The sequence below is a fragment of the Methylobacter sp. BBA5.1 genome, from assembly GCF_000746145.1.
GTDB lineage: Bacteria > Pseudomonadota > Gammaproteobacteria > Methylococcales > Methylomonadaceae > Methylobacter > Methylobacter marinus.
In genome coordinates this window covers 16,964-42,288 of record NZ_JQKS01000040.1, presented here as the reverse complement: position 1 = coordinate 42,288, position 25,325 = coordinate 16,964, and the positions used below count along the sequence as shown (strand labels likewise).

Annotated in this window: 19 protein-coding genes; 16 read left to right on the top strand and 3 right to left on the bottom strand. The window is 43.8% G+C overall.

The genetic code is table 11. The features are described from left to right. Positions 1-494 precede the first annotated feature (494 nt). From EK22_RS19270 to EK22_RS19205, 16 genes are all read left to right on the top strand, one after another. Positions 495-1,217 carry a DUF445 domain-containing protein gene (locus tag EK22_RS19270; protein ID WP_020160430.1) on the top strand — a complete coding sequence of 241 codons (723 nt, stop codon included), beginning with the start codon at positions 495-497 and terminating at the stop codon, positions 1,215-1,217. Then, the gene (locus EK22_RS19265; protein WP_036253673.1) at positions 1,217-1,990 is read left to right on the top strand and encodes an alpha/beta fold hydrolase; all 774 of its coding nucleotides are present in this window, start codon (positions 1,217-1,219) and stop codon (positions 1,988-1,990) included. The genes EK22_RS19270 and EK22_RS19265 overlap by 1 nt, the downstream gene beginning before the upstream one ends. Positions 1,991-2,355: 365 nt before the next feature. After that, positions 2,356-2,523 carry a hypothetical protein gene (locus tag EK22_RS24785; protein WP_156830541.1) on the top strand — a complete coding sequence of 56 codons (168 nt, stop codon included), beginning with the start codon at positions 2,356-2,358 and terminating at the stop codon, positions 2,521-2,523. A 382-nt stretch (positions 2,524-2,905) separates the two neighbouring features. Next, positions 2,906-3,145: an RNA chaperone Hfq gene (gene hfq / locus EK22_RS19260; protein ID WP_020160432.1), complete on the top strand. Its 240-nt coding sequence runs from the start codon at positions 2,906-2,908 to the stop codon at positions 3,143-3,145. A gap of 90 nt (positions 3,146-3,235) precedes the next feature. Continuing rightward, positions 3,236-4,501 carry a ribosome rescue GTPase HflX gene (gene hflX, locus EK22_RS19255; protein WP_036253671.1) on the top strand — a complete coding sequence of 422 codons (1,266 nt, stop codon included), beginning with the start codon at positions 3,236-3,238 and terminating at the stop codon, positions 4,499-4,501. A gap of 180 nt (positions 4,502-4,681) precedes the next feature. Further along, entirely contained in the window at positions 4,682-5,875 is a 1,194-nt protein-coding gene (hflK, locus tag EK22_RS19250; RefSeq protein ID WP_027147430.1) for an FtsH protease activity modulator HflK, read from the top strand. Beyond that, positions 5,875-6,732 carry a protease modulator HflC gene (gene hflC / locus EK22_RS19245; protein ID WP_020160436.1) on the top strand — a complete coding sequence of 286 codons (858 nt, stop codon included), beginning with the start codon at positions 5,875-5,877 and terminating at the stop codon, positions 6,730-6,732. Before hflK ends, hflC begins: the two co-directional genes overlap by 1 nt. Before the next feature lie 101 nt (positions 6,733-6,833). Beyond that, entirely contained in the window at positions 6,834-8,024 is a 1,191-nt protein-coding gene (locus tag EK22_RS19240; protein ID WP_036253669.1) for an ATP phosphoribosyltransferase regulatory subunit, read from the top strand. 13 nt (positions 8,025-8,037) lie between these two features. Beyond that, positions 8,038-9,330 carry an adenylosuccinate synthase gene (locus EK22_RS19235; protein ID WP_020160438.1) on the top strand — a complete coding sequence of 431 codons (1,293 nt, stop codon included), beginning with the start codon at positions 8,038-8,040 and terminating at the stop codon, positions 9,328-9,330. 1,478 nt (positions 9,331-10,808) lie between these two features. Further along, on the top strand, positions 10,809-10,958 hold the full coding sequence (locus tag EK22_RS24780; RefSeq protein WP_161786472.1) for a plasmid mobilization protein: 150 nt from the start codon (positions 10,809-10,811) through the stop codon (positions 10,956-10,958). A gap of 568 nt (positions 10,959-11,526) precedes the next feature. Then, positions 11,527-12,456 (top strand): DNA-binding protein, encoded by a 930-nt coding sequence (locus EK22_RS19230; protein WP_051961978.1) that lies wholly within the window; start codon positions 11,527-11,529, stop codon positions 12,454-12,456. Then, complete coding sequence (gene trfA / locus EK22_RS19225; protein ID WP_036253667.1) at positions 12,443-13,660, top strand: plasmid replication initiator TrfA; 1,218 nt, start codon at positions 12,443-12,445, stop codon at positions 13,658-13,660. Before EK22_RS19230 ends, trfA begins: the two co-directional genes overlap by 14 nt. A gap of 673 nt (positions 13,661-14,333) precedes the next feature. Continuing rightward, positions 14,334-15,371 carry an ankyrin repeat domain-containing protein gene (locus EK22_RS19220; protein ID WP_036253665.1) on the top strand — a complete coding sequence of 346 codons (1,038 nt, stop codon included), beginning with the start codon at positions 14,334-14,336 and terminating at the stop codon, positions 15,369-15,371. A gap of 469 nt (positions 15,372-15,840) precedes the next feature. Beyond that, positions 15,841-20,712 (top strand): AAA domain-containing protein, encoded by a 4,872-nt coding sequence (locus tag EK22_RS19215; protein ID WP_051961977.1) that lies wholly within the window; start codon positions 15,841-15,843, stop codon positions 20,710-20,712. A gap of 122 nt (positions 20,713-20,834) precedes the next feature. Beyond that, positions 20,835-21,146, top strand: coding sequence for a hypothetical protein (locus tag EK22_RS19210; RefSeq protein WP_200882626.1), 312 nt, complete (start codon positions 20,835-20,837; stop codon positions 21,144-21,146). Between the two features lie 191 nt (positions 21,147-21,337). After that, the gene (locus EK22_RS19205) at positions 21,338-21,799 is read left to right on the top strand and encodes a YccF domain-containing protein (RefSeq protein WP_036253661.1); all 462 of its coding nucleotides are present in this window, start codon (positions 21,338-21,340) and stop codon (positions 21,797-21,799) included. Between the two features lie 61 nt (positions 21,800-21,860). Here EK22_RS19205 and EK22_RS19200 read toward each other — a convergent pair whose 3' ends face one another. From EK22_RS19200 to EK22_RS19190, 3 genes are read right to left on the bottom strand one after another with little or no spacing between them, the layout of a single operon-like run. Further along, positions 21,861-22,157, bottom strand: coding sequence for a hypothetical protein (locus tag EK22_RS19200; RefSeq protein WP_036253660.1), 297 nt, complete (start codon positions 22,155-22,157; stop codon positions 21,861-21,863). Between the two features lie 3 nt (positions 22,158-22,160). After that, positions 22,161-23,852 carry a restriction endonuclease subunit S gene (locus tag EK22_RS19195; RefSeq protein ID WP_036253658.1) on the bottom strand — a complete coding sequence of 564 codons (1,692 nt, stop codon included), beginning with the start codon at positions 23,850-23,852 and terminating at the stop codon, positions 22,161-22,163. Beyond that, on the bottom strand, positions 23,849-25,324 hold the full coding sequence (locus EK22_RS19190) for a type I restriction-modification system subunit M (protein WP_036253656.1): 1,476 nt from the start codon (positions 25,322-25,324) through the stop codon (positions 23,849-23,851). The genes EK22_RS19195 and EK22_RS19190 overlap by 4 nt, the downstream gene beginning before the upstream one ends. Position 25,325 lies beyond the last annotated feature (1 nt).

Below are 25,325 nucleotides of genomic sequence, written 5' to 3'. Positions count from 1 at the left end.
TAGGTGCGAATTTATTCGCACTATTCGCACGCCATGAATACGCTGCAAATTTTACTCGTCAGAACAAGGCTGACTGAGTACTAGTCCAAGAAATTGTCGATCTCGAGCATTCGCGGCATCGCTCACTGACCAATTATATGTCCAATACCATCGCGAGTTTAGGAACGGGAATTATAAAACTCACGTTCCTTAGTCGTTTATTCCTAATCAGGATAAATGGTCGGCTCTTCAATTAAGTGCGGCTGATTTACTACCTCTTTTACAGAATACTTAAACCGAACTACAGCTTTTAATGAACAAGCTTTATGGCTTCTATATAAGAGATAGATGATAAAATTGTCAAAAAGTATGGGGTAATATTGTTTTATAATTATTGGTTTTACGGGTGTCGATGAAATTTCAATATCGTAAAAACAAAGATGTGATTAAAGCCTGAAGTCCTCTGGCTCCGGAAATAAAAATTGAAAACGCTTAATGCTATATCTTAATAAACAATGAAAAAAATAATAAATAAAAGTTTTCTTACTAATCTGATTGCTGTTGCGGTTATTATCACTGGCTATGTCTGCCCCGTACAGCAGGAACTGATGAAAGCAATTGGTTATTTTGCGTTGTCGGGAGCAATAACTAACTGGCTGGCTGTTTATATGCTATTTGAGAAAGTTCCTTTTTTATATGGTTCAGGCGTGATACCGAATCGCTTTGAAGAGTTTAAGGGGTCGATCAAAAAACTCATGATGCAGCAGTTCTTTACTATCGACAATGTAGAGCATTTTATTGAGGCTGAGGAACAGCAGGGAGGCAAAGTGCTGAATCTGGAGCCGTTATTGAATGCGGTCGATTATGACAAAGTGTATGAGGGATTGGTCGCATCGATCATGGGGTCTTCCTTTGGCGGCATGTTAATGATGATGGGCGGTCCGGAAGCGTTAACACCCTTAAAGTCCCCATTTACTGAAAAAATGAAACTCACGTTGGCCGAAACGGTTGAATCAGAAAGTTTTAAAGCAGCGCTGCAGCAAGGTTTGAATGCGCATAAAATCGGTGAGGACATTGTCGGTAAAATTGAAACAGTGATCGATAAGCGGTTGAGTGAGCTAACGCCTCAATTAGTTAAGGAGATGGTTCAAGCGATAATTCGCGAGCACTTGGGGTGGCTGGTTGTTTGGGGCGGTATTTTCGGCGGTTTGCTGGGTGCCATATTCAGTTTTGCCTAATGGAACCGATCGAATTAGCGTTTGAAGAACTGGGTAATTCGGATGCTTGTCCGCTAATTATCTTGCATGGTTTTTTCGCTTCCTCGCGTAATTGGCGTCAGGTGGCGGAGAGGCTTTCGGCTGGATTTCATGTTTATGTGCCGGATATGCGCAATCATGGCTCATCGCCTCATGTATCAGTGATGGATTATCCTTCCATGGCGGCGGATCTTAAGCTGTTTCTCGATCAGAGGGGAATAAAGGCGGCCCACTTTTTGGGTCATAGCATGGGTGGCAAGGTTGCCATGTGGTTCGCGCTTAATTATCCCGAGTATGTGGATAAGCTGATTGTCGTCGACATTGCCCCGGTGAGTTATAAACACAGTTTTGACCATCTCATTCAGGCATTGAAGGCCTTGCCGCTTAGTGAAATCAGCAATCGCAAACAAGCTGAAGCCGAACTTGCCGCTGAAATACCGGAACTAGGTTATCGCCAGTTTTTATTGCAAAATCTTGTTCTGAGTCATGGTGAATATCGCTGGCGAATCGATCTGGATATTTTTTACCGGATGGCGCCGAATATCATCGCCTTCCCTGAGACGGAGCAGTTAGAGCCTTTTACCGGAAGCGCGCTATTTATCGCCGGTGCAGACTCGGATTATGTCAAACTTGATGATATTACTGTATTATTCCCCGAAGCTGATCTCAGCATCATTGATAATGCCGGCCATTGGCTGCATGTGCAGCAGCCGGATATATTTATAGAGCGGGTTGAGAGCTTCTTATTGGATTAAAGCAAGAGACTGCTCGACGGCATAACAGCAAAATAGGGCTCTGACTGGATGATTTTTACTATTTTATCTTTTTCAGTAACTGTGTTCTTTTAACGTTTTTCCCCAATCTTTATATGGCCGGCCAGTGCATGAGAAGCAGTAAACTAAAAGTGGGGCGTGTCCGGCTTTGCCCGCATCAGATCAATAATGAAGAGGTGCTTGATATTACATTTTTGGCCACTTTGGCACGAGCTATAAAAAATTCTTAAACTGAGACGAAAATTTGCTGTCTGTGTTGTAGCGGATAAATTTTTTTATGAATATGCGGTACGCCGCACGGCTAAAAATAATAAATCCCAGTGTGTTTTTGTGTCGTGGTATTAGCCATGAAACGATTTGTAAAGCTTGATGTCAGCAAAATTGCGGATGATATGCATAAAATTAAAGCTCGTAGGAATTTGACAGGAAGCACGGATAAAAATGGTTTGCACAAATCGACAATATTATTGTCGAAGTTGGTTGATGCGGTTGGCTGTTTTGAAAGTCAGGCATGATTAAAAAAAACGGTAATCAGGCGACGGTGCTCAAAAGAGCGGTGAAATTATAGATATTGTCTGGAAAGTCAATGTGTATCGGCTACAAATTTACCGATAAAAAATTATGCGGAAAAAGTCGGCCTAGGCGTTGATTATTTGCCGCACGGATACAACATAGGCGGGCGGGAGTCGAACCGGTCGGGTGAGTTTTTTTAATGATGATGCAAAGCTATCGCCATTTTTATACATGAGAAAGTAGGAATATATGAAAATTCAATCTGAATGGCGTTAAAATATTCATAATCAATCTTTTTTAGGTTATTCGATAAGTCTTGATCATGACTTGTAATCGCAACTATCTTAAGCAGCTTTTTTATAAAAAATAATAAGGAGAAACCGGATGTCAAAAGGTCAGAATTTGCAGGATAATTTTCTAAATACCCTTAGAAAAGAACATACGCCTGTTTCAATTTTCCTTGTTAATGGGATTAAATTACAAGGGAAGGTGGATTCATTTGATCAATATGTGATTATGCTCAAGAATACAGTCAGTCAAATGGTATACAAGCATGCCATTTCAACGATTGTGCCGAGTAAAGCTGTAAAGCTGACACGTGAAAACGAATCCAACGAAGAATAATTTTTTATTGTGAGTAAATCTTGTTACTGAAAAACGTTAAAACACAGAAAAATAATAGCCTTTTTATCAGCAGAGTAATGGAGTGCTTAATTGTTTGAGCGTCCCGACTCAGGTGAGCGAGCGGTCCTGGTTCATCTAACACTTCATTCCGGACAGGAAGATCTTTTAGAACTAAAAGAGTTGGCTAAATCGGCCGGCACTGATCCTGTTTATGTAGTTACCGGCAGTCGACGCAGCCCTGATCCGAAATATTTTGTCGGAACAGGTAAGCTTGATGAGCTTAAAAATGTTGTAGAAAGCTATTCCGCGAATATTGTTTTATTCAATCACCCGCTTTCACCTAGTCAGGAAAGAAACCTTGAGAATGCGCTGGGTGTTCGGGTAGTCGACAGAAACGGATTGATTCTTGATATCTTCGCTCAACGCGCTCAGACATTTGAAGGCAAACTGCAGGTTGAGTTGGCTCAGTTACGCCACCTATCAACCCGACTGGTCAGAGGCTGGACACATTTGGAACGTCAAAAAGGCGGTATCGGTCTGCGTGGTCCAGGTGAAACCCAGCTGGAAACAGATCGTCGACTATTGGGATTACGTATCAAGCAGATTCAGCGGCGTTTGGAAAAAGTTGATAAACAAAGGTATCAGGGGCGAAGTAAAAGAAGAAAAGCCGAGATTCCGTCTGTGTCATTGGTGGGATACACCAACGCCGGGAAATCGACATTATTTAATAAGTTGACTGGAGCCGGTATTTACGCGGCAGATCAACTTTTTGCTACTTTAGATCCAACATTACGCAACTGCCAATTGCCCAACAACTCGGAAATAGTGCTTGCAGACACGGTTGGGTTTATTCGTCATTTACCTCATGAATTAGTAGCGGCATTCAAGTCCACCCTGCAGGAAGCCAGCGAAGCCGATCTGCTGTTGCATGTGATTGACGCCAATGCCGAGGACAGGGACGAGACCATATTTCAGGTCAACCAGGTTCTGGAAGATATAGAGGCTAATGAAATCAGGCAGCTGGAAATTTTTAATAAAATTGACTTGTTGGATAATATCAAGCCCCGTATTGATCGCGATGAGACGGGAGCCCCAGTGCGTGTATGGTTATCCGCTGAAACCGGTGTCGGCATTGAATTGCTCTATCAAGCATTAGCTGAAATATTTTCCAGTGCCAAAATCACGAAAAGATGCCATTTGAAGCCCGATCAAGGGTATGTGAGAGCCAAATTATTTTCTGTGGCTAAAATTCTTGAAGAACAAGTAGATGATTTCGGTGGTTATGAATTGATTGTTGAAATTGACACAAAGCATTTAGGTTTGCTCAAATCAGTAGAAATTGAAGAAATACTTTAGCTTAGGTTTGTATAAAGTGTGTTTTTTTAGGATAATTCCCCAGTTAAATAATCAGAATTGGATATTTACTATAAAATTATAGAGTTGGGATGAACGGGGTAGAGCTGAACCTTCATGCCGATGATTGAACGTCCTTCTAATCTTAAATAAATTACAAATAATCCCATATGGAGCATATGTATGTCCTGGAATGAGCCTGGCGGCGATAAAAAAGACCCCTGGAGCGGTCGAGGTGACCAAAAGGGGCCACCTGACCTTGATGAAGCGATACGTTCATTACAAGAAAAGTTGGGCGGAATTTTTGGCGGCGGCAGAGGCGGTGGAGAAGGATCTTCCGGCGGTTCTATGAAAGGTCTAGGACTTTTAGCGGTTGCCGCATTGGTTTTGTGGGGCTTAAGCGGTTTTTATATTGTGGATGAAGGTAATCATGGCGTTGAAACGCGGTTTGGCAAATATACCGCGACTACTCAAGCCGGCTTGAATTGGCATTTTCCTGTGCCCATTGAGCAGGTTGAAATCGTCAATGTCAGGCAGCAGCGTTATATCGAAGTCGGTTACCGGAGTGCTGGCAGTGACCAGGCTCTCGGGTCTGTACCGAAAGAAGCATTGATGCTGACTAAGGATGAAAATATTGTCGATGTACGACTGGCTGTTCAATATCAGGTTAAAGATGCCAAGCAGTTTCTCTTTAATGTCGTTAATCCTACAGCTACTCTGAAACAAGTCACCGAAAGCGCTGAACGCGGCGTTGTCGGCAGCAGTAAGATGGACTTTGTTCTGACCGAAGGCCGAAGCGAAATCGTGGCTCAGGTTAAAAAGGAAATCCAGGATATCCTGGATAACTATCAGGCCGGTATTCAGGTTACCAGTGTAAACCTGCAGGATGCTCAGCCACCTGAGCAGGTTCAAAGCGCATTTGAAGATGCCATTAAAGCGCGCGAAGATCAGCAGCGGTTGATTAACGAAGCGGAAGCCTATTCTAATGACGTAGTCCCGAAAGCGCGTGGCGCGGCAGCAAGGAGAATTCAGGAGGCTGAGGGCTATAAGGAACAGGTTATCGCTCAGGCCGAAGGTGAGGCTGATCGTTTTTCCAGATTGCTGGCAGAATACAGGAAGGCGCCCGAGGTAACGAGACAACGGCTTTATCTGGAATCGATGGAAGCGGTGCTAGGCGATACTAATACGGTCATGGTCGATGTTAAAGATGGTAATAATGTGCTTTATTTGCCAATAGACAAAATGATTCAACAACCGTCTTCAAGTCAACAAACTCAAGTTCCTCAAAGCGCCGTCAATCACTCCGGGCGGACAGCAGAGGTAGAACAGCCTGCTTTGCGAACTTCAACTCGCGGTCGTGACGGAAGGGGACGCTAATGACACAAAATAATAAAATATTACTGGGTATTGCTGCGTTGTTGCTTATCGGCATGATGAGTATCTTTACCGTTAATGAAACTGAAAGAGCAATTAAATTCCGTTTGGGGGAAATCGTAAAGTCAGATTATGAACCTGGACTGCATTTCAAAATACCTTTTATCAATAATGTAAAGAAGTTTGACGCGCGAATCCAAACCATGGATTCAAAACCTGAACGCTTTTTAACGGCGGAAAAAAAGAACGTAATCGTTGATTCCTTTGTGAAATGGCGTATTGGCGATGTCACTACTTTCTATACGGTAGTGGCCGGTGATATAGATCAGGCTAACCTGCGTCTGGATCAGATTATTAAAGATGCTTTCAGAAGTGAGTTCAGTAAGCGGGATATCAGGCAGCTGGTTTCAACTGACCGCTGGGAAATCCGTGAAATTTTAATCGAAAAATCCAAGGATTTTGCGGCTAATTTGGGTATGGAGATTGTCGATGTGCAAGTGAAACGCATTGATTTACCAAGCGAAGTTAGCAGTTCCGTTTTTCGCAGAATGGAAGCCGAACGTGAGAGAGTTGCCCGCGAGTTCCGCTCACAAGGTTCAGAAGCCGCGGAAAGAATCCGTGCCGATGCGGACAGGCAACAGGTTGTTACGCTGGCTAATGCTTACCGGGAGGCGGAAAAGCTGCGCGGTGAAGGCGATGCAAAATCGGCCGAGATTTATGCTAGGGCATATGGGGAAGATCCAGAGTTCTTTGCTTTTCAACGCAGTTTAGGCGCCTATAAAAAGACTTTTTCAAGCTCGGATATGATGGTGCTGGATCCGGATTCTGATTTCTTTCAATATTTTAAGAAGCAGAAATAGCCATGGTGATTTTAGTGAAGTAGGTTCATTCACTTCATTATTTTAAAATATAAAAACGCTCCGCCTGTGCGGGGCGTTTTGTTTGAGTGGACACACAAAATATGCAACAAAAAGACTCTTGGCTGTTGCCAGACGGCATTGATGAGATTTTGCCGGAAGATGCTAAGCATCTTGAATGCCTGCGCCGTAAAATCCTGGACATGTTTGCTTGCTGGGGTTATGAATTGGTCATTCCTCCTTTTATCGATTATCTGGACTCGTTGCTTACAGGTTCAGGGCACGATCTGGAATTGCAAACTTTTAAGCTAACGGACCAGCTTAGCGGTGAAATGCTTGGCGTAAGGGCTGATATGACACCGCAGGTTGCCCGGATCGATGCGCATAACCTTAAATACGAATGGCCCACGCGCCTTTGTTATGTTGGCACCATTTTGCATACTCGCGGGGATGCTCTGGAAAAGACCAGAAGCCCAATGCAAATTGGGGCTGAACTTTATGGTCATGCCGGCAAGGAAAGCGATGTGGAAGTCATTCGCTTGATGCTGGAGACACTGGCAATAACCGGCTTGCAAAACGTTCACCTTGATTTGGGGCATGTAGGCATATACCGGGCCTTATCGAGGCAGGCGGGATTGACCGAGGCCCAGGAAACCGCGCTGTTTGATGCCTTGCAGCGCAAGGCCAAGCCTGAACTGCAGGAACTGGTGGCAGACCTCGCTATCGACGACATGCTGAAAGCAATGTTCTTGAAGTTGCCGGAACTGAATGGTGGCAAAGAAACTCTTGATAAAGCGCGTGCAGTACTTTCAAATGCCGACGATAACGTAAAGCAGGCATTGGCCGATCTTGAAGCTATCGCTGAAAATTTGACTACCAAATACCCGTCGTTGCCGATTAGCTTCGATTTATCGGAATTGCGCGGCTATCATTATCATACCGGGGTTGTATTCGCGGCTTTCATTCCATCTGTGGGAAGGGAAATTGCCCGAGGTGGCCGCTATGACAATATTGGCGCTATTTTTGGACGTGCGCGTCCCGCAACAGGCTTCAGCGCCGACTTGAAATTATTGTCGGTATTAAGCAAGGAAATCAATCAAAGAGAGCAACGGGCACGCATTTTCGCTCCGTGTTCTGATGATTTAGCATTGAGTGAAAAAATCAGAGAATTACGTGCTCAAGGTCAGGTTGTTATTCAGCAGTTGTCAGGTCCAACTGGAAATGCAAAAGATCTGGGTTGTACATCTATTTTAGAAAAAGATAATCAAAACTGGGTCGTAAGGGCCTTAGCTTAAGTTTGGAATAATTATGGGAAAAAACGTCGTTGTCATCGGTACTCAATGGGGTGACGAAGGTAAAGGTAAGCTGGTTGATCTGCTGACAGATCAGGCGGAAGCGGTCGTTCGGTTTCAGGGCGGGCATAATGCCGGTCATACATTGGTTATACGAGGGGAGAAAACCGTTTTACATTTAATTCCTTCCGGCATCCTGCGGGATGATGTGCAGTGCATGATCGGCAATGGCGTGGTGCTGTCGCCGAATGCCTTGATGGAAGAAATAGAGCTATTGGAAAAAGCCGGTATCCCGGTCAGAAATCGTTTGCTGATTAGTGAGGCCTGTACCTTAATCTTGCCGGTGCATGTGGCCATAGATCAGGCTCGTGAAAAAGCCCGCGGCAGTAAAGCGATCGGTACTACAGGGCGCGGTATAGGACCGGCTTATGAGGATAAGGCCGCCCGAAGAGGATTGCGTGCCGGCGATTTGCTGAATCCAAAGCGTTTTGCGGAGAAATTGAAAGAGCTGGTCGAATATCATAATTTTATGTTGACTAACTACTATCATGCCGACGCGGTAGATTATCAGTCAATGCTTGATGAAGCGCTAAAACTGGGTGAGCAAATCAAACCCATGCTGACTGATGTGGGAGAAGCGCTCTATAAATATCAGGCCGAAGGCAAGAACCTTTTGTTTGAAGGTGCTCAAGGCGCCCTGCTGGATATTGATCATGGTACTTTTCCTTATGTGACTTCATCCAATACCACAGCGGGCGGCGCCTCTACCGGAACCGGTATCGGGCCTCTGGACCTTCATTATGTCCTGGGTATCACCAAGGCTTATTCCACCCGGGTAGGAAATGGCCCATTCCCGACCGAATTGCATGATGGCAATGGTGACCATCTGGGCGAGAAAGGTCATGAATTTGGCGCCACGACAGGACGTAAACGCCGCACCGGCTGGTTTGATGCGGTTTCCATGCGAAAATCCGCGAAAATGAATAGTTTAAGCGGTATTTGCTTAACCAAGCTGGATGTACTTGATGGTCTGGAAAAAGTGGGTATTTGTACGGCCTACAAACTTAACGGCAATGTGACAGAAACAGCCCCTTTAGGTGCGGATCAATACGAAGAGTGCCACGCCATTATCGAAGAGATGCCCGGTTGGAGCGAAACTACCGCGGGCGTAACTGATTTTAATGCGTTGCCTGAGAATGCCAAGGCTTATATCAAAAGGATTGAGGAACTTGTAGGGGTTAAGGTGGCTATTTTGTCAACGGGCCCTGACAGGGACGAAACAATTATTCTGGAACATCCGTTCGCATAAGCCGGCAGGTCCGAAGGCGAGGGGTTGAAATGAGCATGGGGCGGCGTTCTGGTCGCCCCTGCGAAATTTCCAATCGCTTTTATCCTTTATATTGTAATGCCGTATCGCTCATCGGGAAGCGGCAGTGGTGAACGTTGCCGCCAGAATAGGGCAGATGGAATAGTATCTTCATCTTCAAGTGTTTTCCCCACTGGTGCTTAGCCAATTTAATTTTGATGGTTAAATTGTGGGTGCAAATTCATTTATGCCCTATGGGTACTTGTGCCCTTCAGGGTATTCGCACTCTATGAATACTCTAAAATTTCACTCATCAGAACAAGACTGACTGAGTACTGGATTATGAAGTGGTTCTGGAGGGTAAAACGGGGCAGTATCAGAAAGTAATTTGAAGGTTAAGTTATTGAACTTAAGGAGAAGCAAGTGATGGTGCCGAGGAGAGGACTTGACTCTCCTCGTAGTACAGGCACGAAAGGCCGTGTATTTCTACTCTTTTGAATCTTAAGGAAAAATTTCTCTGCTCCGGCTCTGTTACTATTCCTCTCTTAAGAAAATTGTGTAACAGATTGTGTAGCATTGTATGGACACAAAAAGCGAATGTCAACGGCACATTCTTGCCGACTTTCTGCATCGGCATGAGCAGCTAGGAGAGTGTCCTGAATCTTATGTATTAACTTCTGCTATGCAAAGCAAAAGGGGCATGTCTTGCAATCATGCTTTCATGCCTAACACCTAAATAACTTTTAAATCAATAAATTAACATGGGGTTATTGTTCGTTTTTTTGGGAGAAATTGTTAGTATTCTCAAGTATGTTTTTTCGTCTAATGAGGTATTGTTTTCGTAATTCAAGGTATACTTTAAGTTTTTTAAAGTATATATTATTTTTTAAATACGCTTTAATGCCTTGATAACAAAGCATTTACTAAGTAATTAATAACTCAGTAATCAAATAATAATAAAACATTAACAAAGTTATTAATCAGCAAAACCGTCGCCTTTTTAGCAGTTATCGAACCTAATACCGCTCATCCATCAACAGTTTTGGCTCATTGACTCCGTTTCAAGCATTAATCGCTTATTAAAAGCATAAACAGCATCAATAACGAAAAAAGCTCCTATCCAGGCGCCTCGGGATAGGATCGCCTCTGGCAACATTCGCGCCCAGCCCCATAGCCTTAAATACCGATGCTTGCAGTATTCCTACTCAGGTCCTTAAAGCACCTGGAAAATCCTTTCCAGTAAAACGTTGCTTTGTCTATTAGAGTTTTCAATTTTAAATGCTAATCTTTAATAAACAGTTTATAAATTTTTGCGTATCTCTGTGATAAGCAAGGCTACTGCATGAGGCCACACTCTGCACGCACAGTCTATTCCCATGGCGCCTTGCGATTGGCGTTGTCCCTCGACCCCATCCTGCGGAGCTTTAGTCATTGGATATTATGGGCATTAGTAGGCAATTTTTGGGTTAAAGGGATTTTATATGGTACCGAAAACAGCACCCTCAAAATCAACCTGGGTGAAATTCAGAGTTCAAACGTATGAACGCGATGCCCTGAAGTGCAAAGCCAATGCCGCAGGCAAAACGGTTTCTGAATTGATCCGCGAATCTTTACGCCGCGTCAAAACCTGAGTTAGTCGACAAGGCGACCGAACGCGCTAAGATCCGGGAAATTTCGCGTATCGGCTCCAACTTAAACCAAATGCACGCGGTGCGAACAGCGCATTCGCCATAGAAAAAATCGAGGTTATTGCCCACCTGGTCGCGATTGAACAATCCATTGCGATATTAATGCAGGATAGATCTAACCCAAAATCACCGGCCAAAGGGGATGATCTATGTTGATGCAGATATTCCCGCGAGGTCGAGGCAAAGGCGCCGGTCCAATTGATTACGTCACATCGCCCGTTGGCCTGGTGTTGTGAGCTTATAAAAATGGACTGAACTCATAGCGACCACTATAAAATCGGTCTTCCCAGCTTTTTTGTAGAAAGATTTAGCATAATATACTGTATGCAATATATGTATACATATGAATACGTTATACATTGCGCAATATAATTTTTGATTTTTAAAAAATTATTTTTAGTTAATGTATTAACACTGGCCATTACGTATTTTAAAATATAAATATATATCCATAATAACAGTATATATTAAATATTTATACATTTTTAAGTGAAACAACCCAGAATAAGTTATGGCTAGAACAGGTATTACTTACGATCAAGTCGCCGCAAAAGCAGATCTGCTGTTTGGGCAAGGCAATGATGTCAGCATCCTTACCGTGAGAGCACAGCTCGGCACCGGCAGTCCGAACACTATACACAAACATTTAACCCTGTGGCGTGAAACAAGACCCCAGCAAACTCGGGCAGAGCGGGCGCCACTGGCGTCGACAATTATTGATTCAATTTATGAAGCACAAGAACGGGTAAAGGCCGAAGCTCGTGCGGAAATAGAACACAAGCTGGTTCAAGCGCAGATTGAATCGGATGAGTTATCGACCATTTGCGAAGCCCTTGAACGTGAGCGCGATGCATTGGCGGAAGAAGTCACGACTTTAAAAAAAGATCGGGATGAGTTGAAAGATAAAGCCGATCTGCAAGCTGTCGAGATTAAAGAGTTGAAAGGAACCATCGATCGCGAGCAAAAAGTCGCCGAAATCGCCCGCACTGAACTTGCAAAAGAGCAGCTCAAAATTGACAGCCAAGGCGAAAAAATAGCCGAGCAAAAAATTGAGATCGATAGACTAAAAGCGCAGTTAGAAAAAGTCCTGGGCGATAAACATCAGGCCGAAAAGTCAGTTGCTGTTTACGAGGCCGATTTGAAAACCATGACCGATCGTATGGCCAAAGCAGAAGCTAGTTTAGCTCAAGCAGCAACAGAACTTGATAGCGTTAAAGATAAGTTGACTAAAGCCACCATTGAACTGAAGTCTCACGAGATCAACCTGAAAAATGCAGCTGAAGCACGAAATAACGCACTGAACGATCTGAAAGAAGCAAAAGCCGAAATCAAAAAAGCGCGTGCTGAGATTGATGAATCCAAGGCAAAATTTGACACTGCAAATGCTGAGCTGTCAACGATAAAAGCAACCAAGGAGCGAAGTTATCATGTCAGCAATTAGAGAAATAAGAGGGACCCGGTGTCGGATAAGAAAAATACTTAAGCCGCAGCTAGATAATGGCATTCTGACTCCAGAAGAAGCGGTCAGTTTTGAAGAAGAGCAAATCAATCGCCAAGCTCAAGTTATTTATGAAAATAATCTAAAACTGACGCCGGAACAAATCGAGCAACGCCGCAATGCGCCTGCTAAAGTCCCTGTTTGGCCCGATGTCGTTCGCGGTGTACCCAACGTGTTTTTACGATCAGCGCTGTTCGGGGTCAATAAAGAAAATAAACCTGCTTTAGACAATGCTGATATTTATTCCAGCAGCCTTTATAAAATTAAATATACCGGTGCGAGCTTAAAACAGTCCGACTTAGACATCTGGCAAGGCATTATGCAGATGTTGCGGGGTAAAGAGTGGGGCACTATTGTGGAATTCTCGGCATGGGAAATACTCGACTTGCTAGATAAAAGTCATTCTGGTCCCAAGATGAATGAAATTGCAGAACGGCTAGCGCTTTTCAAGACGAGCTTGCTTGAGATAACCGATACCAAAACGGGCAGGCTGATGTATAAAGGGCCATTGATAAAGATGTTTAAGATGGAAGACAATCCCGGTAGACATAAAAAATATTATGTCGCTATTGATCCGGGCATGAAGGAGCTGTATCGCTATGACCAGTACACCTATCTAAACTGGAATATTAGAAACGCTTTAAAGAATAAACCCATTGCAAAATGGATGCATGCTTTTTACTCAACACATGCGTCTGTCTTTCCATTAACGCTTGGATTTATGAGTAAGTTATGCGGCTATAGCCCGGCCAATGACTTCAAGTTAAAACAAAATTTAATCGAAAGTCTGGCGTGTCTTGCCAATGTTTGCACAATCCACAACCAATATCTTTCATACAGCGTGATAGATAAAAGAGAAGTTGAAGACAAAAAAACAGGCGAGCAGCTTTTTAAGCATGTTCCTGTTAAAAAACAAAAGCTGATTATCGAAAAAGAGGGAAGTGAATCACAGCAAAACCATATCTGGATGCGTAAACAAGAAAAGATGGAAAAAGCTAAATTAGATCAAATTAGTGATGAGCCTAAAAACCTGGATAAATTTGATGGTCCGGCTGATGCAACGTTGTTAGCATCATACGAGCTGAATTGGGACAGAGAGCGGCAGGAATCATGGTGCCTTGAGTATGAGCCTGATTATGAGTCATGAAGATTTTTGCGAAGATTGTGATACGAGCGGCTTTGACGACCTTACTAATTGTTTAGAATGCGGATGGCATGGATTATCAGGCCAAAGTTAATTGGGACATTGCATGCTATATGCTCAAGGTATCAAATTAGATAGCGTATATCATGACATCGGTAGAGCTCTGTGTTGTGATAGTACAGGCCATTTTGGGGGTACACACAGGACCATGAAAATAAAGCTGACCAAGTAAAAGTTGTGCTGAAAAATGGGTATTAAAGAGTTTTTACCATAAAAGCGAAAATAATGAATCGCTCGTTGATATAGTTAATGCGGGTAAAGACAAACAGTTAAAAAGCTATTTTCAAAGTATTCAGTTAATGGAATATCTTAGGCTCTCCCAGATTTCCCGTGGTTAATCACAGCCGGTAGCGCCCGTAAATAGCATGCAACCACTATATGTAGTAGCTACCACGGCAATTCCTAGAGAACCATATCTTAATGATAGCTTTCAGGATGAACTCAACGCTGAAGACATTGAAGAAGCATCTAATAGATTAAAGTTTTGAGCCGGAAATCTTTTATCATTCCCTATCTTTCGCATAATTAAATTAAAAATATAGAGTTTGAAAATTAAGTGTTTGGGGTAAATCCTTCTATAATAAATTTTATAGAAACCTTTTACCTATAGTCTTATATGAATCAGCTTCCGTTAATCTCCGCCATCCTCGCAGGCACTCTCACCGAAATTGAATCATTGCTAAAATCAGGCGAAAACGTCAATCAAACCTACGACGGCTTCACGCCCGTACAACACGCAATAAAACTCAGAAAAGTTAATGTCACCAAGATTCTGATCACAAATAACGCTGATCTACGTATTTATGATCGTAATAACGAATCGCCGCTGGAACATATTTTCAAGAAATTCAAAGAACCTACTACACTGTCGATCCTGAAATCACTGTCTGACATCCATATCTCGGACGAATATGACAGGAATACCGCCCTACATTATGCCGCGAGCCGCAACTACACTCGCTGCATCGATTACCTTTTTTCTAAAGGAGCAAACCCAAATGCGCTCAACAGACAAGGGCAATCACCCATATTTTATGCAGCTAAAAGCGGCGCCTATGAAGCCATTGAATTATTGGCCGGCAGAGGTGCTGATGTTAACCTGCACGACAAAATTGATAAAAAGTTTTGGAGCCCACTCTTTTACGCAATAACTAAATCTCACCATGCATGCGCCCAATCGCTCATCAAGCATGGTGCGGATGTCAATTGTGTTGATAGTGCAGGATTAACCCCGATTTTTTACGGATTTGACGATACTCAGCTAGTAAGCTTGTTCGCCAAAAATGGCGCTAATCTTGAAGTTGTTGATAAATACGGGCGAACACCGATATTTCATGCGATATTCAGAGGCAATCCAGAACTAGTCGAGATTCTGGCAAAGCATGGTGCTAATGTTGATCATGCTGACAACAATGGATGGACGCCTTTGTTGCACGCAATAAAAATAGGTGATGATCGGATTGTTGAAATTTTACTGGACTATTGTAATGATGTTGAATATGAAGTTAATTCAAGAATTAACGCGCTGGACTTGGCTAAAAAAATAGATTCACCAATGGTTCGCGATTTAATCACGCACCGGATTGAAAGGAAGATTCTGAGTGGCTATGTTGGATTAAGTGATAAAAATCCTGAGTTTAGTTTAATTCTATAAGGTGTAGATCGTGCTATTGACTTATGACTAACCGTGTTTGGCAGATGCTATTGACTTATGAGAAACCATATATAAAAGCTAGACGAACTTAAACGTCATCGCCTTTTGTTTTGTGTTGCAGCAAATTCATTCTAAGGATTGGGGTGACATTGCTTCATTCCCAAACCAATTCCGACGTATTTTTCGATCCAATCCATAAACCTGTAGAGCCTTCTTCGATTTCTACAAGACAACCTAGGCGGAAATATGGGCAACTTTACCGAAAGCGTTGCTTTTGTTTCTTCTCCATGGTCACTATTTTTTGATTTAGAATAAAATGAGACTAGATCGATAGCCTTGGTCCGGTTTTGTCTATTATCGACAATTTAAATCTAATATTGTCGGGCTAAGCCTGAAATAATAAACCTAAGGCTTCAACAATTGCTTATTAAGTGTCGATAAATGTCGACTAAAATTGATTAGGATTTTAATGAAAGAAAGCAACAAATTACTCATTGACCTTCTTGACTATATAGAGCAAGTAGAAAAGCTTAATCGAAAACCAAACTACGTTGTTCCTTCCGATATTTTTGATGCCCATCAATCAGAGTTGAAAGGTTTACCCGGCATTCATTTTAATGTTCAGTCCGAAGGTGATGATGTCTGGCTGCGTATTACACGGCTTAAAGAAATATCAGTGCCAGAACCTGTTGAAGCTTTAAAAGCTTGGGTGACTGTCTCTAAATCACCGAATCATGTGCCAGAGCTGAAAGAAGAAATTGTCATCGCTCAAGGCGAGGATGAGGAAGTCAGAGAATACCTTCTGGATCATCCAGAAATTCAGGCGTTGTTTGACCACTATGTCAAAAACATCTGGGAGCCTTGGTCTTTGTCTGAAAAGCCGAGACGGAAGACGATTGGTTTTTATAATAAACTGTTTTCGGTCCAGCAAGCGATTTATTCGGATAGTGCGAATTCCCCTATAGAATTGGCCTGGGGTATTGGGTATGCCCTGTGGAATAAACCTGGCATGAAGACGCCTATTCAATACCCATTGATTATCCAGCAATGTGAAATCTACCTTAATCCGACCAACTTTGATTTGGAGATTCGCCCACGCGATTTGGACCCGCAATTAGACCTGGGCTGCTATCAGGAGCAAGAAAATGAAGGTGTTCGGGCGCTTGATGATTTTTGGAAAAGCGTTAGTGCAACGAGCGCTGACCGGATCAACCCGTTCGAATCATCAACGTTTGAGGGCATTCTTAAAGCGGCTGTCCTGCACCTGGATGCAAGCGGCGTTTACCTGGATAATCTGATTGATCAAACTTTGCCCGCACCTGATGAAAATTTGATTGTCACGGATACCTGGGTACTATTTGGTCGAAAACGTTCTGAACACATTTTCATTCAGGACATAGAAAAACTTAAAAAGACCGTTGCCGAGGTGAGTTCAGTCCCCTCTGTGATCGAGTCTTTTGTTAAGCTTGGCGACAACGTAGTCAAATCAAGACAATCCCTCAATTTTAGAGGTTTGTCGTCCAGCAGCCATACAGGTCAAGGCGCACAAGAACTGTATTTCCCCATGGCCTACAATGATGAGCAAGTTTCCATTATTGAAAAACTTGAAACCGGTGATGGGGTCGTTGTTCAGGGGCCACCCGGAACCGGCAAAACGCATACCATTGCCAATGTAATCTGCCATTTCCTGGCTCAAGGCAAACGCGTCCTGGTGACGGCTAATGGAGAATCGGCACTCGCCGTTCTTCAGGAAAAACTGCCTGAACAGATTCGGCCTCTCAGCGTGGCTTTACTGACCGACGAAAGGGATGGCAAAAAGCAGTTTGAAAATTCAATTCAAGCGATCGCCAACAGCGTTAATAGCCTGAATCCCGTTCAGTCAGAAAAACAGATCGTTTATTTTGAAGACCAGATTAACGGGGTGCACGCGAAGATTTCGTCTGTGGAACAAACCATTAACAGTTATGCTGAAAAGCATATGAAACGGTACAAATTTCATGATAAAGAGGTATCGGCTGAAGAAATGGCAAAATTTGTTTTTGAGAATGCCGATACCTATTCATGGCTGGAAGATGAAATTAGTTCTAACTCAGAGGCTTTAACGTTCAGTGACAATGACATTCAGTCATTAAGGAAAAGCCGGATTGAAGTAGGGGGTGACCTGTCCTCACTTGAGGATAAATTCCCCGTGTCTGACAGCTTTCCAGATTGGTCGACTTTATATGGGCTGCATCACGATTTAATGTCGGCCAGCGAGTTTGCCCATAAAATTTCCGAAGGCAATATCATTCCTTTAATTGATTCCAGCCAAGATACTTTTAAAGAAGCGCAGCAATTATTTGAATTCCTTTCCGATCGGGAAGTCCTGGCGAATAAGGTTCATCAGGATGACTTTGAATGGTCAAAACGCATTAAGTACCGGTTTCTTAAACCAGACCACGAAGAAGATTCATCAGTCACTCATTTAGAGGTGGTTTCCAGTGAAATAAGAGCGCTGGATGGGAAACGGAAAGAGAACTTGTCGCATGCTGTTCAGGTAGTGCCGAATGCAGAGTTAAACGAAGATTTCATCCACGCCATTCAGCGCTTGTCGAAGGGCAAAAATCCATTTGCCGTTCCTTGGGGCAAGAAGGAAGTCAAAAACCTGTTAGCCCAAGTTAGCGTCATGGGACTCAAGCCATCGGCTCCAAGCGATTGGCAGGCCGTAGTTCGCCATACGGAATATTTATTGTCTGCCCGAAAATTAATCGCCATATGGAATAATGCGGTTGCTCGGGAATTCGGGCTCGATGCCGCTCATGATGACATCGATGAATCCTTTAGGCTGCTCGTCACATACCAGAATCACATCAACGATATTAAGAAACTGGTGACTGAGTTTGATTCAGTACTTGGCGATAAAGTAAAAAGAGTATTCGGCGCTAAAGTTACACAGGGGCTCTCAGAAGCGGATAGTCAATTTTTAGAGAGTCTGAAATCCAGCTTGGCGCAGAATTTGGACACGGGCCGTTTTATGTATGCTCGTCAGCAGGTTTCTGCCTTGCTCGATAAACTGAATGGTTTTTCAGGTCCCTTGGTAGACAGTATCGCTCAGTTCTTGAATGAACAAATAGGCAATAGCGCATTTGATGAATCGGCTCTTCGGGAACAATGGTATGCATTGATGAGCGAGCTCAATCGAATGAACGCCTTGCAACCGTCCTTCAGAGAAATTAACAGGGTCGCCGATTTAATTATTCAATCGAGGGCTGTTAAATGGGGCTGTGCGGTAAAAAGCGTACCGGTACTCGAAGCGCAGGAAGGCGATCCTTTAACGCCATCGGACTGGCTGGAAGCATGGACTTGGCGAGCGGCAAAAACATTGATAGAGCACATCGACGGACATGACCATCTAAAGCGCTTATTTGATGACAGACGGGCTTTAGAGAAGGAGCTCTCCAAAACGTATCAGGACCTGATAGCCGAGAAAACCTGGCTGGGGATATACAATAATTCGCCAGAAGAAATCAGGCAGGCTTTGCAAGCTTATCTCAATGCGATCCAGTCCATGGGAGCAGGCACTGGCATCAGGGCCGTACGCTTTCGAAAGGACGCCAGAAACGCAATGCTTCGTGCTTATAAGGCGGTTCCTTGCTGGATTTTACCGCAATGGCGTGTCTCCGAGACGATACCCGCTGAAGTCGGATTGTTCGATCTGGTCATTATTGATGAGGCATCACAATCGGATATATGGGCATTGCCGGCATTATTGCGGGGCAAAAAGTTATTGGTCGTAGGTGACCATAAACAGGTTTCACCATCAGCCATCGGTATGAAGGAAGTCAAAATACAGGAGCTCAGTGACCGGTTTTTAAATAATCAGCCCCATGGCGCTCAAATGACGCCTGGCAAATCAATTTATGATCTTGCACGTGTCGTATTTGCCGGAAATTCGGTCATGCTTCAAGAGCATTTTAGGTGCGTCAATGCCATCATCGAGTTTTCAAATCGCGAATTTTATGACAATAAAATTAAGCCATTAAGAATTCCCAAAAGTACTGAACGATTAGATCCGCCCTTGATTGACGTCAAGGTGCAAGGCGGCTACAGAAAAAACGATCATAACCCACCGGAAGCGAAGGCCATCATCGAAGAAATAAAAACAATTATCGCGGACCCGGCTTTGGAAGACCGCACTATTGGAGTTGTCGTGTTATTGGGTAATGAACAGGCCAATCATATATGGAGATTAATCAATACTGAAATACCGCAATCTGAGATTGTTGCGCGCAAAATTGCGGTTGGGGCTCCACCCATATTCCAGGGGCGGGAGCGCGATATTATGTTGATTTCCAATGTCCTGGCCAAAGGAAATAGGGCAACAGCCAATAGCATGGGAATGGAGCAGCGCTTTAACGTCGCTCTGTCGAGAGCCAGGGATAGAATGTATCTTTTCCGGTCCATTGAAGAGAGTGATGTGAATCCTGGCAGCCTCACAGCTAAGGTCTTTCGCCACTTTAAACAACCCTTCACTCAAGATGTAAAGCAAGTTTCATCCTTGCGGGAGCTGTGTGAGTCAGACTTTGAGAGGGAAATGTTTGATTTGCTGGTGCGCCATGATTTTCGGGTCACCCCACAGGTACGCTGCGGCAGCTATCGCATCGATTTTGTCATCGAAGGCTCAGAAGGCCGGCGTCTAGCGGTTGAGTGTGACGGCGACAGGTTTCATGGCCCAGGTCAGTGGATGAATGACATGATTCGTCAACGTGTCCTTGAGCGCGCGGGATGGACTTTCTGGCGGTGTTTTGCCTCAAGCTTTTTTATGCGTAAACAGGAAGTGTTTGATGATTTGTTAGCGACGCTGAGAAAAATGGGCATAGAGCCGCTGGGCTCTGAGTCGGTTGATAATACACAGTGGGTTTCCTATAAGGAAGTTGATCCTTATAACACGGTTTCTGAATCGAGCGATACTTCGAGTCCACCATCAGAGGAGCATTCTGATTTCAACGATCTCACCCATTTATTAGGTCATAATCAACAATCATCGTTAGATAGTATTGAAGAAGATGTGATTGATACGCAGGGTCACCGACTAGAAATGATAGATTCTCCCGAAATTCAACAGGTGATTCTTAAAGTACTGTCGGAATGTCCAAATCAATCATGTACAGTAGATTCATTAGCAACGCGGGTTCTTAAAGAACTAGGAATCATAACACGAGGAAACCCACGTTTGGAGTTTGAAAAGAAGGTTAATAAATGCTTGGGAATTCTTCAAAGAAAAGACAAAATAATGAAATATAAGGCGAAAAATTGGCGAGTTAAGCTACAAGTCAGTATGACGATGGATGTTTTCAATTGAAGTTAATCCCCTTCAGTTATTCAGTTAAAGCTTATTTTTTACCTGCTCAGATTGAGAAAGAATGTAATATATCCAGTTTTAAATAATAACTTATTAGAATACACACAACACTAGGGAGAGTCATGAAAAGCATTAGTCTTTTATTCGTAGCCGTATTCCTCGCATTAACAGTTACCGCTTGTAGTGACAGCGGTAGTCCGGGCCCACTTGAGGGTAATTGGCAAATGAAGGGTATCATGCCGATGACTGTTACGTTCCGCCACGGCGAAACCGAAGCTCTGGGAATGATTGAAAAGGTATCTTACAAGACTGAGGGCAATGATGTCCTTGTCACTTACTTGGACGGTTTAGTCAAGGGAACAACCTTGCGCTACACAATGACAGGACAAGACTCCGCTCGTACCGAATTGGGAACGCTTCAGCGTGTCAGATAGTGCCTTTAACAATCATGTCTGTTAACCAGCGTTCAATCTTTTCCACTTTCTGCTTTTCAATTTTTACCATATTGAAAATAAATGATTGATGAAAAACTATGTGATAGAGAAGATTTTTGACAGTCAGTTCTGGAGCTACTTGTTGGCAAATATTCGGAACGGATTAATAACTATTGAATTAAAGAACAACGATGCGTGCAATTGGTAATTTTTTCTGGTTTATCTTAGGTGGGGTTGTAATGGGGCTAGCTTGGTGGGTTGTTGGTTTGCTCGCATTTATAACGGTAGTCGGTATTCCTTGGGGTAAAGCTTGTTTTGTTATCGGGCAGTTCTCGTTTTTTCCGTTTGGAAGAGAAGCGATTAGCCGTAAAGAACTCAACCAGAAAGATGATATCGGCACTGGCGCACTGGGTTTTTTCGGTAACATCTTATGGTTCTTTTTTGCAGGTATCTGGTTAGCAATTGGCCATATTATTTCCGCTTTGCTTAACTTTACGACTATTATTGGCATCCCATTTGGGATTCAACATCTGAAATTAGCCGGGATAGCGCTCGCTCCGATTGGTCAGACAATTGTAACAACAGAGATAGCGGCAGCGGCGAGAAGGGCTAACGCAGAAACCACGGTGACGACATTGAGAAACAGGCGTTGAGTACAGACGCCTGAACCATGAGATTTGACTAACTCTTCTACATTTCAACCTGCCGTACAAGTTATGGATCAGCAAACTGGCCTTTCGTGATTTGATTGGCGTTGAATGCTCTACAGGCATCCAGGAATCGACTGTTTTCCGATGTACCTTGTTTGTCACAGATTACTAAATGCCGCGCAATATGCTTTGAGTAGGGCTCAGCCAGTTTATCTAAAGTGATAATGGTTTCACCAGAATCTTTCAAATCATATAACGCCTTGGCAAGTGCGAATTTATAAGAAGCGACATTGCGACCGAATAATATGATCGATCGCCAATAGTTTTCTAACGTTGGCTCAATTTCATAAAATCTGGCCACTGGTTATGCTGCTGTTTTTTCAACAATCGCAGTGGCCAGGTGTTTTTGAGTCTGCTGGGATTTGTTTATCCGGCTTTTTAATTGATCACAGATTGCCATGAGTTCATCAACTTTGGCGATGATGCGGTGTTGTTCGGCAACACTCATAAGCGGAATTATGAGCGAACCAATATGGCTTTGATTAACTGTCTTCTGTCCTGCTGTTGTGATGAATAAATTTTTAATTCGATCACGAACCAACTGCGAAGCGCCAACTAAAGTAAGAAAACTAGGATTTAATATCTTTTGTGAAATCCGCATGCGAATAAAATGATCGCAATAAATTCCATCAAAGTTCTGCTCGCATAAAACAAACCCACCGACCAGATCGGCACTTCCATTTACGCGGACAATCAAAATATCACCCATTGATAAACGATATTTATCAATCATGTTTGACAATATTAAAAGCTCTCTAGAATCCTTAAGTGATATGCGGCGATCTTTAATATCGGCTAAGCGCAATACTACGACAGACTCCCCACCGGAGTCGCCACGACTTGAAACTCCATTTTGAAATTCCGGCATTAAATCTTCCAGTCTCACCCACTCCCAAGTAATTGGTAGATTAAACGGTTTTTCTTCATCTGATATTGGCGATAGTGCCTTGTCTTTCTTGATCTTGCCTTCGGCAATCAACTTGGCTTTCTCCGCCTGTATGCGCTTGAGTAATTCGCTAGCCGGCTCATCATTCGGATCTTGCGGCACCAGTTTACCCATCACCGCCAATTGCAGGATAACCTGCTTAAGCTGATCAACGCTCGCTTCGGTGGCAAACAGCGTATCGAAATGTGCAGCTATCTGCGACCATATCTTCTGAAAGGCTTCATTGTCAGCTGCTTGAGTTAAGCTTTCGAGTAATGTTTGCAGCAATCGTTGATAAACAGTGTTGCTATAGGTTTGGCGCTGCTCCAGTTGATCGCAGAGCGCCATCAATTCATCGACTTTGGTGACGATGCGGTGTTGTTCGGCGAGAGGGGGAAGTGGAAATGGAAGGGTTGCAAAGTCAGCATCGTTAATTGCTGGATACGCCAAACCTCGCATCCTTAATTGTACACGGTCAATCATATATTTGCTCCGCAAAGTTATCCATAGAAATTTTGGTATGACCATGCCAAATCCATTAAGTACTGCAAATGCAGTGCTGACAATTGGCTTCGGTTCAATATCATTTTCAATAATCGCAATATTCAATAAATAAGGCCTAACACAGGAATAAAGCACATCACCAGTTTGCGCTATTTTTCGAGCTCGACTTGGCGCTTGATCTGCCCTAAGTATCTTTGCATTTGCAATGACCCCAAGTTCTTTATTGATTGAGCCGACATCTATGTAAGTAAAATTTTGATCAGGAACTTTTTGCCCTCGGTCACTTGTTACCTGACGAATTGGCACCCATTCCCAGCCAATTGGTAAATTAAACGGTTTGTCTTCTTCCATAATTTCTGGAAGTGCTTTTTGTTTTTTGATCTCGCCCTCGTTAACCAACCGCTGTTTTTCAGCATTAATTTTTTCAAGCAAGATACTAGCCGGCTCATCATTCGGATCTTGGGGCACCAATAATCCGTGCACCGCCAGTTCCAAGATTAACTCACGCAGCTTGGCGATGCCATTGGTCGACGAGGCCAACGCTTCAAATGCTTCTGGCTGAATCATACAGACTCCGCCTTAGCGATAGCCGCATTCAGCAAGTCCCGCAATTGACTGCGAAGCTTAGCAATTTCCTTCATCTCATCGGCGTACTGAACCAATAACTCATCTGGATCATGGCTGATCTGCTCGCCAACATGAGGATTTTTGATATCCAGGTTGTAATTGCGAGCCTTGATCTCGTCAATGCTGACCTGCCAAGCTTGTTCCGTGGTTTGGCGGGCGGCAAAACCATCACTTTCCGAACCCCACCAGTCGATTTCGGTTTGGAATTCGGCAAAGCGCATCGGCTTGGTTTTGTTATAGCTTTTGACGCCTTCGGGATAGGGGTGCTCATAAAACCAGATATTCTGCGTGGGCGTGCCCTTGGTAAAAAACAGCAGATTGGTTTTGATGCCGGTATACGGATTGAATACACCGTTCGGCAACCGGACAATCGTATGTAGGTTACATTCTGCCAATAACTTCTCTTTCAGTCGGGTTTTCATGCCTTCGCCAAACAAAAAGCCATCCGGCAATACCACGGCGGCACGGCCACCATCTTTTAACAGATGGATGATCAAGGTCATGAACAAATCAGCCGTTTCCCTGGTGCGTAACGCTTGAGGGAAATTGCTTTCAATGCCATCTTCTTCCTGGCCACCAAACGGCGGATTGGTGACTATCACATCGACCCGGTCTTTGGGCGACCAGCTGATTAATGGTTTTGCCAGCGTGTTGTCGTGGCGAATCTGGCTGGGCACTTCAATGCCGTGCAAAATCATGTTCGTGGTGGCCAGCAAGTGCGGCAACGGCTTTTTCTCCACACCATGAATGCTGGCCTGCAAAGCTTGCTCGTCAGCAGGCGTTTTAACGTAGTGTTTACGTTTATGCTCTATGCTGCACGTCAAAAAGCCACCGGTCCCGCAGGCTGGGTCTAATACGGATTCGTTCAATTTCGGATCGACACGGTTGACCATGAATTCGGTCACCGCGCGCGGCGTATAAAATTCGCCGGCATTACCCGCGCTCTGCAAATCTTTCAAGATTTGCTCGTACATGTCGCCAAAAAGATGGCGCTGCTGAGCCTTGTTAAAATCGATGCCGTCCTGGATTTTATTGATGACTTGGCGAAGCAATTGGCCAGACTTCATGTAGTTGTAGGCGTCGGCAAAAACGCTTTGGATCACATAAGCGCGCGGATCGTCGCCTTTAGGTACGAGATTCTGAAGCTGTGGGAATAAAGTATTGTCGATGAAGTATTTGAGCTCTTCGCCGGTAATGCCTTCGGCGTTGGCCGCCCAGTTGCGCCAGCGTAGTGCCTCGGGTATTGGCGACTGATAGCCATCACTAAACATCTCCCATTCCTGCTCTTTGTCATCATAGATTTTCAAGAACAGCATCCAAACCAGCTGGCCGATACGTTGCGCATCGCCGTCGACACCCACGTCTTTACGCATGATGTCTTGGATGGATTTGATGGTACTACTAATGGACATG

Excerpts from the sequence above, each read along its gene's own strand:
- EK22_RS19270 (WP_020160430.1), top strand. The coding sequence starts at position 495 with ATGAAAAAAATAATAAATAAAAGTTTTCTTACTAATCTGATTGCTGTT.
- EK22_RS19265 (WP_036253673.1), top strand. The coding sequence starts at position 1,217 with ATGGAACCGATCGAATTAGCGTTTGAAGAACTGGGTAATTCGGATGCT.
- EK22_RS24785 (WP_156830541.1), top strand. The coding sequence starts at position 2,356 with ATGAAACGATTTGTAAAGCTTGATGTCAGCAAAATTGCGGATGATATG.
- hfq (WP_020160432.1), top strand. The coding sequence starts at position 2,906 with ATGTCAAAAGGTCAGAATTTGCAGGATAATTTTCTAAATACCCTTAGA.
- hflK (WP_027147430.1), top strand. The coding sequence starts at position 4,682 with ATGTCCTGGAATGAGCCTGGCGGCGATAAAAAAGACCCCTGGAGCGGT.
- hflC (WP_020160436.1), top strand. The coding sequence starts at position 5,875 with ATGACACAAAATAATAAAATATTACTGGGTATTGCTGCGTTGTTGCTT.
- EK22_RS19240 (WP_036253669.1), top strand. The coding sequence starts at position 6,834 with ATGCAACAAAAAGACTCTTGGCTGTTGCCAGACGGCATTGATGAGATT.
- EK22_RS19235 (WP_020160438.1), top strand. The coding sequence starts at position 8,038 with ATGGGAAAAAACGTCGTTGTCATCGGTACTCAATGGGGTGACGAAGGT.
- EK22_RS24780 (WP_161786472.1), top strand. The coding sequence starts at position 10,809 with ATGGTACCGAAAACAGCACCCTCAAAATCAACCTGGGTGAAATTCAGA.
- EK22_RS19230 (WP_051961978.1), top strand. The coding sequence starts at position 11,527 with ATGGCTAGAACAGGTATTACTTACGATCAAGTCGCCGCAAAAGCAGAT.
- trfA (WP_036253667.1), top strand. The coding sequence starts at position 12,443 with ATGTCAGCAATTAGAGAAATAAGAGGGACCCGGTGTCGGATAAGAAAA.
- EK22_RS19220 (WP_036253665.1), top strand. The coding sequence starts at position 14,334 with ATGAATCAGCTTCCGTTAATCTCCGCCATCCTCGCAGGCACTCTCACC.
- EK22_RS19215 (WP_051961977.1), top strand. The coding sequence starts at position 15,841 with ATGAAAGAAAGCAACAAATTACTCATTGACCTTCTTGACTATATAGAG.
- EK22_RS19210 (WP_200882626.1), top strand. The coding sequence starts at position 20,835 with ATGAAAAGCATTAGTCTTTTATTCGTAGCCGTATTCCTCGCATTAACA.
- EK22_RS19205 (WP_036253661.1), top strand. The coding sequence starts at position 21,338 with ATGCGTGCAATTGGTAATTTTTTCTGGTTTATCTTAGGTGGGGTTGTA.
- EK22_RS19195 (WP_036253658.1), bottom strand. The coding sequence starts at position 23,852 with ATGATTCAGCCAGAAGCATTTGAAGCGTTGGCCTCGTCGACCAATGGC.
- EK22_RS19190 (WP_036253656.1), bottom strand. The coding sequence starts at position 25,324 with ATGTCCATTAGTAGTACCATCAAATCCATCCAAGACATCATGCGTAAA.